13 protein-coding genes and 1 tRNA gene are annotated in these 16,355 nt (G+C 72.1%); 5 read left to right on the top strand and 9 right to left on the bottom strand.

Translation table 11 applies throughout. The annotated features are described in order from the left end of the window. The first annotated feature begins 139 nt into the window (after positions 1 to 139). Together J5Y09_RS08860 and pcaG are read left to right on the top strand one after the other, a co-directional pair. The gene (locus J5Y09_RS08860; RefSeq protein WP_209351397.1) at positions 140 to 856 is read left to right on the top strand and encodes a dioxygenase family protein; all 717 of its coding nucleotides are present in this window, start codon (positions 140 to 142) and stop codon (positions 854 to 856) included. Continuing rightward, entirely contained in the window at positions 853 to 1,476 is a 624-nt protein-coding gene (gene pcaG, locus J5Y09_RS08865; protein WP_209351398.1) for a protocatechuate 3,4-dioxygenase subunit alpha, read from the top strand. Before J5Y09_RS08860 ends, pcaG begins: the two co-directional genes overlap by 4 nt. 75 nt (positions 1,477 to 1,551) lie before the next feature. On the opposite strand, the gene J5Y09_RS08870 is transcribed toward pcaG, so the two are convergent. Further along, a complete protein-coding gene (locus J5Y09_RS08870; protein ID WP_209351399.1) occupies positions 1,552 to 2,991 on the bottom strand; it encodes an amidase in 1,440 nt (479 codons plus the stop codon). Positions 2,992 to 3,073: 82 nt separating this feature from the next. Here J5Y09_RS08870 and J5Y09_RS08875 point away from each other — a divergent pair, with 82 nt between their 5' ends. After that, a complete protein-coding gene (locus J5Y09_RS08875) occupies positions 3,074 to 4,306 on the top strand; it encodes an aminotransferase class III-fold pyridoxal phosphate-dependent enzyme (protein ID WP_209351400.1) in 1,233 nt (410 codons plus the stop codon). 4 nt (positions 4,307 to 4,310) lie between these two features. Here the strand turns inward: J5Y09_RS08875 and J5Y09_RS08880 are convergent, their stop codons facing one another. From J5Y09_RS08880 to J5Y09_RS08900, 5 genes are all read right to left on the bottom strand, one after another. Beyond that, complete coding sequence (locus tag J5Y09_RS08880) at positions 4,311 to 6,599, bottom strand: penicillin acylase family protein (RefSeq protein WP_209351401.1); 2,289 nt, start codon at positions 6,597 to 6,599, stop codon at positions 4,311 to 4,313. After that, the gene (locus J5Y09_RS08885; protein WP_209351402.1) at positions 6,596 to 8,173 is read right to left on the bottom strand and encodes an ABC transporter substrate-binding protein; all 1,578 of its coding nucleotides are present in this window, start codon (positions 8,171 to 8,173) and stop codon (positions 6,596 to 6,598) included. Before J5Y09_RS08885 ends, J5Y09_RS08880 begins: the two co-directional genes overlap by 4 nt. A gap of 116 nt (positions 8,174 to 8,289) precedes the next feature. Continuing rightward, positions 8,290 to 9,471, bottom strand: a complete 1,182-nt coding sequence (gene prpF / locus J5Y09_RS08890; protein WP_209351403.1) for a 2-methylaconitate cis-trans isomerase PrpF — start codon at positions 9,469 to 9,471, stop codon at positions 8,290 to 8,292. A 78-nt stretch (positions 9,472 to 9,549) separates the two neighbouring features. Next, positions 9,550 to 12,162 (bottom strand): Fe/S-dependent 2-methylisocitrate dehydratase AcnD, encoded by a 2,613-nt coding sequence (gene acnD, locus J5Y09_RS08895; RefSeq protein ID WP_209351404.1) that lies wholly within the window; start codon positions 12,160 to 12,162, stop codon positions 9,550 to 9,552. Positions 12,163 to 12,534: 372 nt separating this feature from the next. Beyond that, positions 12,535 to 12,611 (bottom strand) — tRNA-Arg (locus tag J5Y09_RS08900). Positions 12,612 to 12,722: 111 nt separating this feature from the next. Between J5Y09_RS08900 and J5Y09_RS08905 the strand changes: the two genes are divergently transcribed. Beyond that, the gene (locus tag J5Y09_RS08905) at positions 12,723 to 13,253 is read left to right on the top strand and encodes a GNAT family N-acetyltransferase (protein WP_209351405.1); all 531 of its coding nucleotides are present in this window, start codon (positions 12,723 to 12,725) and stop codon (positions 13,251 to 13,253) included. A 31-nt stretch (positions 13,254 to 13,284) separates the two neighbouring features. After that, a complete protein-coding gene (locus tag J5Y09_RS08910; protein WP_209351406.1) occupies positions 13,285 to 14,991 on the top strand; it encodes a cation:proton antiporter in 1,707 nt (568 codons plus the stop codon). Positions 14,992 to 15,074: 83 nt separating this feature from the next. Here J5Y09_RS08910 and J5Y09_RS08915 read toward each other — a convergent pair whose 3' ends face one another. From J5Y09_RS08915 to J5Y09_RS08925, 3 genes are read right to left on the bottom strand one after another with little or no spacing between them, the layout of a single operon-like run. Continuing rightward, a complete protein-coding gene (locus J5Y09_RS08915; protein ID WP_209351407.1) occupies positions 15,075 to 15,455 on the bottom strand; it encodes a rhodanese-like domain-containing protein in 381 nt (126 codons plus the stop codon). A 33-nt stretch (positions 15,456 to 15,488) separates the two neighbouring features. After that, positions 15,489 to 15,881: an MAPEG family protein gene (locus tag J5Y09_RS08920; protein WP_209351408.1), complete on the bottom strand. Its 393-nt coding sequence runs from the start codon at positions 15,879 to 15,881 to the stop codon at positions 15,489 to 15,491. Beyond that, positions 15,881 to 16,348, bottom strand: a complete 468-nt coding sequence (locus J5Y09_RS08925; protein WP_209351409.1) for a YbaK/EbsC family protein — start codon at positions 16,346 to 16,348, stop codon at positions 15,881 to 15,883. The genes J5Y09_RS08920 and J5Y09_RS08925 overlap by 1 nt, the downstream gene beginning before the upstream one ends. Positions 16,349 to 16,355: the final 7 nt, after the last annotated feature.

The following is a 16,355-nucleotide window of genomic DNA, read 5'->3' on the forward strand; positions in this document are numbered from 1 at the left end:
AGATCATTGACATTTTTCGCATGCCTTGGCCACTCTCCCAGGCAAGAAGGCGGGACCGGCTTCACCCCGGACGAATGAGTCCCCGGCGCCGCATCATCCGTTCACCATGGATGGCGGGCCTTTCCGAAGGGAGGACAGGATGAGTTCCACGGATGCGCCGGATCGCTTCGATCCCTGGCCGCCGGGCATCGAGCCCGATGTACCGATCCACGGCTACCCCAACACCTGGACCTTCACGCCCGCGCAGCCGCTGCTGCGCCGGCCCGTGACGCGCACCGAGGCGACCGGCCCGCTCGAGTTGCAGCGCAAGCTGCCCTGCGGCGATGCGAATCTCGCGCAGCCCGCGCCCGGCCGCATCGCCATTGGCCAACTGATGCACATCTCGGGCCGCATCCTGGACGAGGACGGGCGGCCGGTGCGCGGCGCGATCGTCGAGCTCTGGCAGGCCAATGCGGCCGGGCGCTACTTCCACCCGATCGACCAGCGGGCCGCGCCGCTCGATCCGAACTTCGTCGGCAATGGGCGCGTGCGGACGGATGAGGAGGGCCGCTACGCCTTCTTCACCATCAAGCCCGGCGCCTATCCCGTGCCGGTGAAGGACACCTGGTGGCGTCCGCCGCACCTGCATTTCTCGGTGCTCGGCCCGTCCTCGCTCTCGCGGCTCGTCACCCAGATGTATTTCAGCGGCGATCCGCTGAACGCGCTCGACCGCATCCTGAACTCGATCCCGGATGCTGCCGCGCGGGACCGCCTCATCGCGCGTGACCTGCCGCCGGCGGAGGTGGGCGACCAATGGCTGGGCTACACCCACGACATCGTGCTGCGCGGCCGCGACGCGACGCCGGTGACGCCATGACCGGCGCTTCCGCCCCCGGCGCGCCGCTGCCGCCGACCTCGCAGCACACGATCGGTCCCTTCTTCCCCCGCACCTTCTTCCAGCCGGGCGACAACGACCTGACCATCGTCGCCCACGGCGCGGCCCCGACGCGGCGGGGCGAGGTGATCCTGCTGCGCGGCACGGTCACGCGGGCCGAAGGACTCCCTTGCGTCAACCAGATCCTCGAGGCCTGGCAGGCGGATGCCGGCGGTCGCTTCAACCATCCGCTCGACCCGGAGCGGCACCTGGCGGATCCTGATTTCCTCGGCTGGGGGCGGGCCTGGACCGATGCGGAGGGGCAGTACGAATTCCGCACCGTCCTGCCGGGCGGATATGCCGAGGCCGGAGGTCACCGGGCGCCGCACATGAACATCACGGTGATGGGCGCGGGGCTGATGCGCCGCGCGCTGACCACGGTGTTCTTTCCCGACTTCGCCGCCGAGAACGCGGTCGATCCGGTCCTGACCATCGTGGCGCCGTCGCAGCGTGCGAGGCTTCTCGCGGTGCCGGACGGCATGGCGGATGGCGTGCGCGTCTTCCGCTTCGACATCCGCCTGCGCGGCGATGCGGAGGAGGAGACGCCCTTCTTCGAGGATTGAACGCTTCGAGCGCGACGGTCCGGGAGAAGCGCGAACCGTACAGTTGGCACGCGACGCCCCCGCTGCCCTGCGCCTCTAGAGGGTCTTGGGTCTGTGCTGCGACCAGGGCCTGGCCCGTTCCAGCAGCGCGCCGAGCCGCAGCACATCCGCCTCCGCGCCCCAGCGCCCGACGACCTGCACGGCCGTGGGCAAGCCATCGGCGCCGAAGCCGGAGGGCAAGGACACCGCGGGGTGGCCCGTCAGGTTGAAGGGGTATTGCGGCGAGGTCCAACCTTGCCGCGTGATGCCGCAGGGCACGCCGTCCACCATGACGTCGTCATTCGCCGCGTCGAACACCGCCGGCAGCGCGGTGCGCGTCATCGTCGGCATCACCAGCAGGTCGTACCGATCGAACAGCGCCTGCACCGCGCGGAACAGCCGCGTGCGGGCGAATTGTGCGTTGCGGAAGTCGGCCAGCGTGAACTGCGCACCGCGTTCCATGAAGGCGAGCGTCACCGGGTCCATGCGGTCCCGCCATTCCGGCAGGAAGGGCGCGCAGAAGACGGCGAAGTTGGCCTGGTACAGCACGCGGCCTTCGTACTCGATCCAGTCGATCGCCTCGTCCACCTCCTCGACCTCGGCGCCCATCTCCGCCCACGCATCAAGCGCGCCGCGCGTGTTCGTCGCGACATCCACCGCGACCCGCGGATTGGCGCAGCGCGGCACATGCCCGATCCGAAGTCCCGACAGGTCCTCGCCCAGCAGCACTGGCGAGACAGGACGCGCCGCCGACGTCCCCCCCAGGCTCCAGGGGTCCTGCCCGGCCGGCCCCGCCAGCACGGCGTGCATCAACGCTGCATCCGTGACGCTACGCGCAAGCGGCCCGGCATAGGTGTTGTTGCCGAAGGCGTCGCGCGCGGCGTCCGCCGGCACCGCGCCCAGCGTCGGCTTCAGCCCGACCACGCCGCAGCAGGCCGCCGGCCCGCGGATCGACCCTGCGCCATCGGTGCCCAGTCCGAGCGGCGCAAGCCCCGCCGCGACCGCCGCGGCGGCGCCGCCCGACGACCCGCCGGAGGTGCGCTCCAGGTTCCACGGATTGCGCGTGATGCCGAAGGCCGGCCCGTCGGTCAGCCCCTTGACGCCGAATTCCGGCGTCGTGGTCTTGCCGATGATGATCGCGCCGGCCGCCCGCAGCCTCGCGACGAGCACGTCGTCCTTCGTGGCCGGCTTCGCCTGCGCATGGATCGCCGAACCATGCGTCGTGGGCATCCCCGCGACATCCACCAAATCCTTGATGTGGATCGGCACGCCGTGCAGCGGGCCGAGCGGTGCGCCTTCCATCACCGCGCGCTCGGCCTGCGCCGCGTCGCGGCGCGCCGCTTCCTCCGCCACCGTGACGAAGCAGTTCAGCCGCGGCTGCGCGCGCGCGACTTCCGCCAGCACCGCATCGACATACTCGACCGGGGAGAGGCGGCGGCTTCGGATCAGCGCGGCGGCGCGCGTGGCGGACATGAACAGCAGGTCGTCGGTGGCCATGGGTTCCTCCGGTGCGCCGGCGCGGCGTGGCGCCGGCGCGCGCGCGCCATTACAACGCAGCATTCAGACAGCGAGACCCGCCATGCCGCAAGACCGCGCCAACAGCATCGACGCCGCGCTGCGCGGGCGCGCCCGTCGCGTCATTCCCGGCGGGCTCTGGGGGCATCTGAACGCGGCGAACCTGCCTGAGGGCTACCCGCAATTCTTCGCCTCCGGCGAGGGCTGCCGGCTGCGCGACGCAGATGGCAGGGAGTTCGTCGACCTGATGTGCGCCTGGGGCCCGATGGTGGTCGGCTATCGCCACCCGGCGGTCGAGGAAGCGGCGCGTCGCCAGGCCGAACGCGGCGACGCGATGAACGGCCCCGCCCCGGTGCTCGTGGAACTCGCCGAGACGCTGGTCGAGATGATCCCGCACGCCGATTGGTGCCTGTTCGAGAAGAACGGCACCGATGCGACCACGGCCTGCGTGACCATCGCGCGCGCCGGCACGGGGCGGCGCAAGGTGCTGGTCGCGCGCGGGTCTTATCATGGCGCGGCGCCGTGGTGCACGCCTTCGTTGGCTGGCGTCACAGCGGAGGATCGCGCGCATATCCTACACTTCGACTACAACGACGCGGCGTCGCTCCAGGCGGCGGCCGAGGACGCGAAGGGCGACCTGGCCGCGGTGATCGTCACCGCCTTTCGCCACGACATGGGGCGCGACCTGGAACTGCCCGACCCGGACTTCGCCCGCACCGCGCGCGAGATCTGCAACGCGACCGGCGCGGCGCTGATCCTGGACGACGTGCGGGCCGGCTTCCGGCTGCATCTCGGCGGCTCCTGGGAGACGATCGGGGTACGCCCCGATCTCGCCGCCTACAGCAAGGCGATCGCCAACGGCCACGCGTTGTCAGCGGTGACCGGCGGGGATGCGTTCCGCGACGCGGCGATGCGCATCTACACGACGGGATCCTTCTGGTGCGCGGCGGTGCCGATGGCCGCGGCGATGGCGACGCTGGCCGAGCTGCGGCGCGTCGACGGCCCCGCGCATATGCGCGCGATGGGCGATCGCCTGCGCCTGGGCCTCGATGCGCTGGCGGCGCGGCACGGCATCGGCATCCGCCAGAGCGGCCCGCCGCAGATGCCGCTGCTGCTGTTCGAAGGCGACAGTGATTGGCAACGCGGCGCCGCCTTCTGTGCCGCGGCGCTGCGCGCGGGCGCGTATTTCCACCCCCGGCACAACATGTTCCTGTCCTGCGCGCACGCGCCGTCCGACATCGACCTTGCGCTGCAGGCGGCGGATGAAGGCTTCGCCGCCGTGGCACGCATGGGCTGACGCGTCAGCCCGGCTCCAGCGGCTGCCGCGCGCTGGCGGAGGCCGCGATGCCTTCCCAGCCGTAGCGCATCGGCGTCAGCCGCGCCTCGGCCCAGGCCGCGTGCTGGTCGGCATAGTGCGGACTGCCCGGATGGCCGGAGGCCCCGTGGAAGACGGTCCAGCGCGAATTCTCCCAGGCGCCGACATCGAACACGTAGCGCGCGAGTGCGCCATAGGTCGCGCGCGGTCCGCCCGAGGGCAGCAGCCCGTTGGCGAAGACAGTGTCGCCATCGCCGCCGATCGCCTGCGCAGGCGGGTCGAGCAGCGGCGCGACATCCGGGAACAGTGCGCCGAGCGGATGGGCGAAGCGCGGCCGGTGCGCCTCCCCCCAAGGCTGCGCCGCGATGGGATCGACCGCGGCGACCTTCAGCGCCGCCTGCAACGCCTGCGCCCAACTCCAGCCGCCGAGCAGCGTGGCGTCATCGGCGCGCAGCAGCGTCGGCAGCGTCCACCACAGCTGGTTCAGCGGCACGACCCCGGGCGGGACCGCGAGCAGCGGATCGCCCGCGAGCCTGCCAAGACCGCTGCGCTCGGCCAGGATGCGCGTCAGCGCGAGACGCGAGGCGAAATAGCCGCTGGCCGCGAGGCTGTCCGCGGCCATGCGACCATCCCAGCCGAGCAGCCTTTCGCGCAGTGCCGCCGCCGCCGCATCGTCCGGCGCTGGCAGCGCGGTCAGGCGATCGCGCAGCAGCAGCGCATTGGCCGAGAGCGTGTCGCCATGGATCGCCTCGGCCGCCATGCCGGGCTGCGCGAGCAGGCTGCCGATCCGCCGCGCGCGGGTGGGCGGATGGCAGTCGGTGCAGAGGTAGTCCGCCCCGCCATCGGCGACGACGCGGTTGTTCGCCGTGACGATCGCGCCGTCCGCCGGGTCGATCTGCCGTGGCATGGCCTCGAAGGGGATCCAGCCCTGCCATTCATGCGCACCAGTCCAACCGGGCACTGGCAGCCATCCATTCGCGCGTGGCCGCCGCGGCACCATGGCGCGCAACAGGTGGCCGATCCGTCCCGCCGTATCCGCAGCGACCAGGTTATGGTCGATCAGGCCCCAGCCGCGCGTCGCCTCGAACAGCGCCGGTACGCCATCCGCCCGCAGCATGCGCGGCAGGCAGTCGAAGGAAAGGTCGGTCTCGGCGAATTGCACGGAGCGCAGCGCGATCGCGGTGCCGGAGGCCGGATCGCCGACGACCACCGGGCCGTGCGCCGTCTCGATCACCTCGATCTCGCGCGCCTTGTCGCCGCGCACGGCGATGGTCTCGCGCCGGCGGCGTACCGGCAGCCAGGCGTCGCGGAACAGGTGGTGCGAGGCATCGGCATCGAAGCGTTCGACGAACAGGTCGTGGATGTCGACGAAGGCGTGCGTCACGCACCAGGCGACGCGCCCGTTGTGCGCGAAATGGGGAAAGCCCGGCACGCCGGGCACGGTCAGCCCGACCACGTCGAAGGCCTCGCAGGCGATGTGCCCCTGCGCGTACATGTTCGGGATCTCGAAGAGGCGATGCGGATCGCCGGCGAGCAGCGGCCGGCCCGTCGCGCTGCGCGCGGCCGACAGCGCCCAGTTGTTGCTGCCGCCACCTGTCGCATCGGGCGCCGCGCGGTCGAGCAGCGCGGCGACCGCGGGCGCAAGGTCGCCCAGCGTCGCGGTCCAGCGCGCCGCCTCGACGCCGGGCGGGATGCACAGCAGGTCGATACCGCCATCCTCGTAGCGCAGCTTCGCCGCCTGCTCGGTGCCCAGCGCCGGCAGCGCCGCGGCGCGCCACAGCTTGAACCAGACCGAGCCCATCAGCAGGCCGAGCCGGCGCATCACCGCGATCGGGTGCCAGGCTTCCCAGCGCAGGGGCGCAGCGCCGAGCAACGCATGCTCCGCCGATGGCGGCGCGCCGGAGCCGAGGAAGGCGTTCACCCCCGCGACATAGGCCTGCAGCATTCCCCGCGCCTCGTCGCCGAGGGCGGCGTAGTCCCGCCGGCAGGTCGCCTCCATGCCGAGCCGCCGGCACAGCGCGTCCATCTCGGCGGCCGGCGCGCCGAGCCATTCCGCGCTGCGCCCGAGCGCGCGGCGCAGGTTGAGCTCCATCTGGAACAGCCGGTCCTGCGCATGCACGAAGCCTTGCGCCACGAAGGCGTCATGCTGGCTGCGCGCCCGGATGTGCGGGATGCCCTCGGGGTCGCGGAATACGTTAACGGCTTCGGACAGGCCGGCGACGCGCAGCGCGCCGGTCAGGGGCGGCAGCGCCGCGCGCAGCGTCTCGGGCGTCATCCGGCGAGGTCCACCTCCCAGAACATCGGGTAGGAGGATTGGATCATGTTGTTCAGGTTCGTGCGGTAGCCGGCGGGAATGGTGAACTGCCCCCACATCACCGCGGGCGTGAGGTCATAGGCGATGGTCTGGATCTCGGCGGCGACGCGCGCGCGCGCGGCGTCGTCCTCGGCGCGCGCGAAGGATTGCAGCAGGGCGGGAATGCGGTCGTCGCAGGACCAGCCGGGGAAGTCGGCACAAGTCGACGCCACGTAGAAATGCGTGAGCGGGGAGAACATGTCCGTGCCGTTCGAATAGACCGAGAACATCGACCAGCCGTCGCGCCGCACGCGCCGCGCCAGCACGGTGCCCCAGTCCATCACCTGCTGGTCGACGGTGAAGCCGGCCGCCTTCATGTTCTGCACCAGCACCATCGACGCGGTCTGGCTGATCGACCCGGCCACCTCCATGGCGATCACCGGTTCGCCGCGATAGCCGGCGGCCCGCAGTTCCGCGCGCGCGCCCTCGATGTCGACCCGCGCGCCGGCGGCGCCCGCCGTGCTGGAATACGGCGCGTCGCACATCCAGAAGGACGGGCATTGCGGCGCGCGGAAGCGTTCAGGCACGCCGATCGCGGTCAGCACCGCCTGCTGGTCCGCGAGCTTCCAAAGCACGCGGCGGATCGCCGGGTTGTCGAAGGGCGCGACCGCGTGGTTGAGCCGGAAATTGCCCTGGAACTGGTGCAGCCCGCCCAGGCCGAGCAGCCGCACGCCCCGCGCGCGCTCGAGCCGTGGCAGCAGGTCGAAGGGCAGGTACTGCATGTAGTGGATCTCGCCCTGCATCAGGGCCGCCGCGCCGGTCACCTGGTCGGGCATGACGCGCAGGTTCAGCTGGTCGATCTTCACGCGCTTGCCGCCCGCCAGGAAATCCGGCGGCTCGGCGCGCGGCACGTATTCGGCGAAGCGTTCCAGCACCATGACGTTGCCCGGGCGCCAGAGATCCGCGCGGAAGCGGAAGGGGCCGGATCCGACGATCTCGGTGACGCGCTGCGTGTTTGGCACGCGCGCCAGGCGCTCGGGCATCATCACCGGAAGCGGCGCGTTGGGCTTTCCCAGCACCTGCAGCAGCAGCGGGAAGGGTTCCTTCAGCACCAGCGTGAAGGTCCGCGCGTCGGTCGCTTCCAGCGACGCGGTCGCGGCCTGCAGCATCCGCCCGAGCGGATCGCGCGGCGCCCAGCGGTTCAGCGACAGGACGCACTCCGCCGCCGTGACCGGCGCGCCATCGTGCCACTTCAACCCGTCGCGCAGGCGGAAGCGCCAGGTGAGCCGGTCGGCCGAACTCTCCCACGCCTCGACCATCTGCGGCCGGATCTGGCCGCGATCGTCCATGGCGAAGAGCGTGTCGAAGACATGCGTCGCGAAGGTGCGCGTGATGGCGGCGGTGATCACATGCGGGTCGAGGATGACGACCTCGGATTCCAGCACGACATCCAGGGCCCGCGCGGCGCGCGCTTCCGGCGGGCGGATGATGCCCGAGGCGGCGAGCGCGGCCCCGCCTGCCAGGATGCTTCTGCGGCCCGTCGTTGCGTGCGCCATCACCGCTTCCTCCGCCCTTGTCGGGCGAAGCCTAGCAGCCTGCCGATGGCGCGCCAGCCCGGCGACGGGCGGTCCGCCGGCCGCCGGGCGTCTGGCCCGTCCGCGTCCGGCGGGCGCTACCCGGCGAAGGGAACGTGCACGCGTCCCTGCATCAGCACGCGCGCGCTGCGGCTCATGATGGCCTTGGTCACCTTCCACTGGCCGTCCACCTCCAGCGCCTGGGAACCGACGCGCAGCGTGCCGGAAGGGTGGCCGAAGCAGACGGATTCGCGCGCGCCGCCGCCGGCCGCGAGGTTGACCAGCGTGCCCGGTATGGCGGCGGCCGTCGCGATGGCGACGGAGGCCGTTCCCATCATGGCGTGGTGCAGCTTGCCCATCGACATCGCCCGCACCAGCAAGTCGACATCGCCGACGCCGATCCGCTTGCCGCTGGAGGCCACATAGGCCTTGGGCCGCGACACCCAGGCGACCTTGGGCGTATGCTGGCGCTGCGCGGCATCGGCGATCGACTTGATCAGGCCCATGCGCAGCGCGCCGTGCGCGCGGATCGTCTCCAGGCGCGCCAGCGTCGCGGCATCGCCGTTGACGTCGTCCTGCAGCTCGGCGCCGTGGAAGCCGAGTGCATCGGCCTCCAGGAAGATGGTCGGTATGCCCGAATTGATCATCGTCGCGCGGAAGGTGCCCACGCCCGGCACCTCCAGCGCATCCACCAGATTGCCGGTGGGGAACATCGCCCCACCCTCGCCTTCCTCGGCCGGATCCATGAATTCGAGCCGGACCTCGGCCGCCGGGAAGGTCACGCCGTCGAGCTCGAAATCGCCGGTTTCCTGCACCTCGCCGGCGGTCATCGGGACGTGGGAGATGATGGTCTTGCCGATATTGGCCTGCCAGATACGGACGACGGCGACGCCGTCGCGAGGCACGCGGGCAGGATCGATCAGGCCGTTGCTGATCGCGAAGGGACCGACCGCGGCGGACAGGTTGCCGCAATTGCCCGACCAGTCGACGAAGGCCTTGTCGATCGAGACCTGGCCGAACAGGTAGTCCACGTCATGGTCCGGCCGCGTGCTGCGGCTCAGGATCACGGTCTTGCTGGTGCTGGAGGTGGCCGCGCCCATGCCGTCAGTCTGCTTGCCGTAGGGATCCGGGCTGCCGATCACGCGCATCAGCAGCCGGTCGCGCGGCGCGCCAGGGACGCGCGCCACGTCCGGCAGGTCGTCCAGCACGAAGAAGACGCCCTTGCTGGTGCCGCCGCGCATGTAGGTGGCGGGAATCCTGATCTGCGGTGGGTGTGCCATGCTGGCTTCCTGCGCGATGCCGTGGTCGGAGGATGCCGCGCGCCCGCCTTTGTCGAGGCGGCAGGCGCGCGGGAAGGGTCAGACGACCTGTCGGCCGCCCTGCGGGGCCTCGGCCTCGAGGAAGTCCTGCGCGAAGCGCTGCAGCACGCCGCCCGCCTCGTAGATCGAGACTTCCTCCGCCGTGTCCAGCCGGCAGGTCACGGGGGTTTCCATGGTGGTGCCGTCGCGGCGGTGGATCGTCAGCGTCAGGTCTGCGCCGGGCGTGCGGGCGCCGATGACGTCGTAGGTCTCGGTGCCGTCCAGGCCCAGCGTCAGCCTGGTGGTGCCGGGCTTGAACTCCAGCGGCAGCACGCCCATCCCGATCAGGTTGGTGCGATGGATGCGTTCGAAGCCTTCCGCGACGATGGCCTCGACACCCGCGAGGCGCACGCCCTTCGCCGCCCAGTCGCGCGAGGATCCCTGCCCGTAATCCGCCCCCGCCACGATGATGAGCGGCTGCTTGCGCGCCATGTAGGTCTCGATGGCCTCCCACATGCGCATGGTCTGGCCTTCCGGTTCCACGCGCGCCAGGGAACCCTTGCGCGGCGTGCCATCGGCGTTGCGCGCCATCTCGTTGACCAGCGTGGGATTGGCGAAGGTGGCGCGCAGCGCGGTCAGGTGGTCGCCCCGGTGGGTGGCGTAGGAATTGAAGTCCTCCTCCGGCAGGCCCATCCGCGCCAGGTACTCGCCCGCCGCGCTGTCGGGCAGGATGGCGTTCGATGGCGACAGGTGGTCGGTGGTGATGTTGTCGCCCAGCAGCGCGAGCGGACGCATGCCGCGCAGGGTGCGCTCGCCGGCCAGCGCGCCTTCCCAATAGGGCGGGCGGCGGATGTAGGTGCTCTGCGGGCGCCAGTCGTAAAGCGGCTCGACCTTCCTGCGCGCGCCTCGGTTGCCGAACATCGGCGCATAGACCTTGCGGAACTGCTCGGGCTTCACCGCGCTGGCGACGACGGCGTCGATCTCCTCGTCGGTCGGCCAGATGTCCTTCAGGCGGATCTCCTTGCCGTCGGCATCCACGCCCAGCACGTCCCGCTCGATGTCGAAGCGGATGGTGCCGGCGATCGCATAGGCCACCACGAGCGGCGGGGAAGCGAGGAAGGCCTGCTTCGCGTAGGGATGGATGCGCCCGTCGAAGTTCCGGTTCCCCGACAGCACGGCGGTCGCGTAGAGGTCGCGGTCGATGATCTCCTGCTGGATGCGCGGGTCGAGCGCGCCGGACATGCCGTTGCAGGTGGTGCAGGCGAAGGCGACCAGGCCGAAGCCGAGCGCCTCCAGGTGCGGCGTGAGGCCGGCCTCGTCCAGGTACAGCGCCACCGTCTTGGACCCGGGCGCGAGCGACGACTTCACCCAGGGCTTGCGCTTCAGCCCGGCGCGATGGGCGTTGCGCGCCAGCAGGCCGGCGGCGATCACGTTGCGGGGGTTGGAGGTGTTCGTGCAGCTCGTGATGGCCGCGATGATGACCGCGCCATCGGGCATCAGCCCGGCTTCCTGCGTCACCGGCCCCGCGATGCCGCGTGCCGCGAGGTCCGCGACCGGCAGGCGGCGATGCGGGTTGGACGGCCCCGCGAGGGTCCGCACCACGGTGGACAGGTCGAAGCGCAGCACGCGCTCGTACTGCACCTTCGCCAGGTCGTCCGACCACAGGCCGGCGACCTTCGCATACGTTTCCACCAGCCTGACCTGCGCGTCCTCGCGCCCGGTCAGGCGCAGGTAGTCGATGGTCTGCCGGTCGATCGAGAACATCGCGGCGGTGGCACCGTATTCTGGCGCCATGTTGGAGATGGTGGCGCGGTCGCCGAGCGTCAGGCTCGACGCGCCCGGGCCGTAGAATTCCAGCCAGGCGCCGACCACCCGTTCCTTGCGCAGGAACTCGGTCAGCGTCAGCACGATGTCCGTCGCGGTGATCCCCGCGGCCGCCTTGCCCGTCAGCTCCACGCCCACGATGTCGGGCAGGCGCATCCACGACGCCCGGCCGAGCATGACGTTCTCGGCCTCGAGCCCGCCCACGCCGATGGCGATGACGCCCAGTGCGTCGACATGCGGCGTGTGGCTGTCCGTGCCGACCAGCGTGTCGGGGAAGGCCACGCCGTCCTGCGTGCAGATGACCGGCGACATCCGCTCCAGGTTGATCTGGTGCATGATGCCGTTGCCGGGGGGGACGATCTCCATGTTCTCGAAGGCGTGGCGCGTCCACTCGATGAAATGGAAGCGGTCCTCGTTGCGGCGGTCCTCGATGGCGCGGTTCTTCGCGAAGGCGTCCTTCTCGAAGCCGGCATGCTCCACGGCCAGGGAGTGGTCCACGATGAGTTGCACCGGCACGACCGGGTTCACCTTGGACGGGTCGCCGCCCTTCTGGGCGATCGCGTCGCGCAGGCCAGCGAGGTCGACCAGCGCGGTCTGGCCGAGGATGTCGTGGCAGACGACGCGGGCCGGATACCAGGGAAAGTCGATCTCGCGCTTGCGCTCGATCAGCTGCGTCAGGGCGGCCGTCAGCAGTGCCGGGTCGCAGCGCCGGACCAGGTTCTCCGCCAGGACGCGCACGGTGTAGGGCAGGCCGTCATAGGCACCCGGCGTGATCGCCTCGATTGCCGCGCGCGCGTCGAAGAAGGTCAGCTCCGTGCCGGGCAGGGGCTTGCGGTATCGCGTGTTCATGGCTCGCTCCGTGCCGGGGTCTTCGCGGAGGACTGACACCCAAAGATCCATCCGGCAGCATCAGTGTGTTGCTGGATCGGCGATCTGGCCAGCCCGCCGCGAGGACGGTGCGGGCGCCGCAGGATGTGGCCGTTTCCGGCGTGGTTCGCCGGCGGCACCCGCGGGAACGGCTACTGGATGCGGTGCCCCTGCGCAAGCCGGATCGCCGGTGCCGGGGAGGCGCGACAGGCGCGGAACGGAGCCGCGATGGGCTGTCCGTCGGGCGCTCGGTCGCGCCGGGATCCGATGAGGGTCGCGATGCGAGGCGGCCACGCATCCGTTGCCCAGCGCGAGGTCGCGCATCGGGGCTGGCAAGGCAGGCATCTGGAGAACTGGCGGACCCGAAAGGATTCGAACCTTCGACCTCTGCCTTCGGAGGGCAGCGCTCTATCCAGCTGAGCTACGGGTCCAATGCCCGCAGCCATAGCCCAGCCGCCCCGGCGAAGGAAGCCCCGCGCGCCGCGACCAGCCCGGGGGTCATCCGGCTTCCCGCCCCGCGTCGCCCCGGCCACCCTTCCGGCATGCCAGCGCCGACCATCCGCCCCGTCCGGGACGACGACATCCCCGCCATCGCCGCCATCTACGGCCATTGGGTGGCCCATGGCCTCGCCAGCTTCGAATACGCGCCACCCGGCGCCGAGGAGATGGCGCGCCGCCGCGACGCCGTGCTCGCCGCCGGCTACCCCTATCTGGTCGCCGAACGGGACGGCGCCGTGCGCGGCTACGCCTATGCCTCGGCCTACCGGACGCGGCCCGGCTACCGCTACGCCGTCGAGAACTCCGTCTATGTCGCGCCCGGCGAGGGCGGCGCCGGCCTGGGCCTCGCGCTGCTCGAGGCGCTGGTCGAACGCTGCGCCGCCCAGGGCTTCCGCCTGATGGTCGCCGTCATCGGCGATACCGCGAACGAGCCCTCCATCCGCCTGCATGCCAGGGCCGGCTTCGCCCACGCCGGGCTGCTGCCGGCCATCGGCTGGAAGCACGGCCGATGGGTGGACAGCGTGCTGATGACGCGCCCGCTCGGCCCCGGCGCCGCCTCTCCGCCCGCGGGCTGACGGCAGGCGCAATCCCTGTATCCTGCCGGGGATGAGCCACGCCCCGCCGCTCGTCGCGACGCTCGTGGTCGCGCTCGCGCTCGCCTTCGCCTTCGGCTTCGTGGCGCGCCTGCTGCGGCTGCCGCCGTTGCTGGGCTACATCGCCGCCGGCATCGCGGTGGGTCCCTATACGCCGGGCTTCGTCGCCGATGGCGCCGTCACCTCCGGCCTCGCCGAGATCGGTGTCGCGCTGCTGCTGTTCGCCGTCGGGCTGCATTTCCGCGCCCGGGACCTGCTGGCGGTCTGGCGCGTCGCCCTGCCCGGCGCGGTCGCGCAGATCGCGGCCGGCACGCTGCTCGGCGCCGCGGTCGGCGCGGCGCTGCTGGGGCTCGACGCGGCGGGGGCGGCGGTCTTCGGCCTCGCCCTCGCCATCTCCTCCACCGCCGTCGCGACGCGCGCGCTCGAGGAGAAGGGCCGGCTGTCCGGCGAGGCGGGCCGCATCGCGCTGGGCTGGCTGGTCGTGCAGGACCTGGTTGTGGTGCTCGCCCTCGTGCTGCTGCCCGCGCTGGCCACCCCGCAGGCGGATCTCGGCGCGGCGGTCGGGCAGACCGCGCTGGAACTGGCGGCGTTCCTCGCCGCCATGGCGCTCGGCGGGCGGGTGATCCTGCCGCGGCTGCTCGGCGTCGTGGCCGCGACAGGCTCGCGCGAATTGTTCACCCTCGCCGTCATCGTCGTCGCGCTCGGCACGGCCTTCGGCGCCTCGGCGCTGTTCGGCGTCTCGCCCGCGCTGGGCGCCTTCTTCGCCGGGGTGCTGCTGGGCGAAAGCCCGCTCGGCCACCAGGCGGCGGCCGAGACGGCGCCGCTGCAGCGCGTCTTCGTCGCGATCTTCTTCGTCTCGGTCGGCATGCTGGTGGACCCCGGCGCGATGCTCGCCGCCCCCGGCACCTCGATCGCGACGCTGGTCGCGGTGCTGCTCGGCACCGGGGGGGCGATCCTTGGCCTGCTGCTGGCGCTGCGCGTGCCGGTGCCGGCGGCGGCCTCGGTCGCCGGGGCCATGGCGCAGATCGGCGAATTCTCCTTGCTGCTGGCGCAACTCGCCATCGGCGCGGGGCTGCTGCCGGATGCCGCGCGCGGCCCGCTGCTGGCCGCGGCGACGCTGTCCATCCTCGGCACGCCGCTGATGCAGTGGCTGGCCGACCGCGCGGCGGTGCGGATCGAGGGCACGCGCCGCATGCGCGCCTGGCTTGCGCGGCGCGGTCGGGCGCGCCTGTCGCATCCGCCCGCGCAGGGGCTGGAAGGCCACGCGATCCTGGTCGGGCATGGGCGCGTCGGCCGGGTCGTCGCCACGGCGCTGCGCCGGCACGGCCAGCCCTATGTGGTGGTCGAGGCCGACCACGGCGTCGCCGAGGCGCTCCGCGCCGAGGGCGTCCCGGTCGTGTGGGGCGATGCGGCGCGGCCCGAGGTGCTGAAGGCCGCGCGCCCCGAATCCGCGAGGCTCATCGTGCTCGCCATGCCGGATGCCGCGGGCTGCCGGCGCGTGCTCGAGATGGCGTGCCGCGCCAATCCCGGCATCATCGCCGCCGCGCGCGCCCATGACGAGGAGGAGGCGAGCTTCCTGGAACGCGAGCAGGCCATCGGTCTCGTCGTCATGGGCGAACGGGAGATCGCCCTCGGCATGGCGGATTTCGCCATGACGCGCCTCGGCGTGCCGGCGGCCGAGGCGCTCGCGACGGTGGAGGCGCTGCGCGCCGGGCGTTGATCCCGACCGCAGCAAGGTTGACGGCCGGCAGCAGTGGGCCTGCTTGGCGCGTGAGCCCCGCGCGCCGGGTCTGACGCCCCGGATCAGGTCTTCTCGACCGCGCCCCCGGCGTCGAGCCAGGCCTTGAAGCCGCCGAGGTTGCGGACGTTCTCGTAGCCCATGTCCTTGAGCGTCTTGAGCACGAGCGCCGAGCGCCCGCCCGACGCGCAATAGGCGACGATGGTCTTGGCCCGGTCGAAATTTGCGTCATGCAGCGGGGAGGCAGGGTCGGCGCGGAATTCCACCAGCCCGCGCGGGATCGTCAGCGCGCCCGGCACCTTGCCCGACGCCGCGACCTCGTTCGGTTCGCGCACGTCGAGGAACACGACGTCGGCACGGCCGGCCAGGCCCTTGGCCTCCTCGGCGGAGATGCGCGGCACGGCGGCCTCGGCGGCGGCGAGCATCTGCTGGACGGTGAGGGTCATGGCGCTTCCTTCCTGGCCTGTGGGCCGGGCAGGCTAACGCCAACCGATCGTCCCCGCCACGAGGCAGGCGAGGGCGCCCCAGCCGATCGCCCCGAAGGTCGCCATCATGCCGAAGATGCGGAAGCGGAAATCTTCCGGCACCCGCATGAGGCCGCTGCCATGCGCGATGCGCCCCGCCAGCAGCAGCGCCCCCGGCGGATGCAGCGCCCAGCCCGGCGCGCCGGCGGCTTCCGCCAGCGCCATCAGCAGCAGCGCGAAGGGCACGTATTCGGCGAAATTCGCCTGCGCGCGGACCGCGCGTTCCAGCGCCGCGTCGCCGCCCGTGCCGATCGGCACCTGCGCGCGCCGGCGCTGCCCGATCACCCGCGCGGACAGCCACAGGCAGACCGGGGCCAGCAGGGCCGCCCAGAGCGCCGTCGCCCACATCACTCCCGCACCTCGGCGACCGCGGCGCCGGTCATGCGCAGCAGTTCCGAGGGCGTGGTGCGGAAGACGTGCATGGGCGAACCCGCCGCCGCCCAGACCGCGTCGAGCGCCATGAGGTCCGCATCCAGCAGCAGGATCGGCGGCGCGAGGTGCCCGAGCGGGGAGACGCCGCCGATCGCGAAGCCCGTCGCGTCCCGCACCCAGGCGCCGTCCGCGCGCTTCACCGCCTGGCCGATCGCCGCCGCGACCTTGCCCATGTCCACCCGGTTGGCGCCGGAGGCGATGACCAGCGCCGCGCGGGCGCCGGCGCGGAAGACGATGGATTTCGCGATCTGCGCCACGTCGCAGCCGACCGCGGCGGCGGCATCCGCCGCGCTGCGCGTGCCTTCGGGGAAGGCCGTGATGGTGTCCGGATGTCCCGCCGCCAGCAGCGCGGCGCGGACGCGCTCGACCGAGGATCCGCTCATGGCCGGG

The organism is Roseomonas nitratireducens (assembly GCF_017813355.1).
Taxonomy (GTDB): domain Bacteria; phylum Pseudomonadota; class Alphaproteobacteria; order Acetobacterales; family Acetobacteraceae; genus Neoroseomonas; species Neoroseomonas nitratireducens.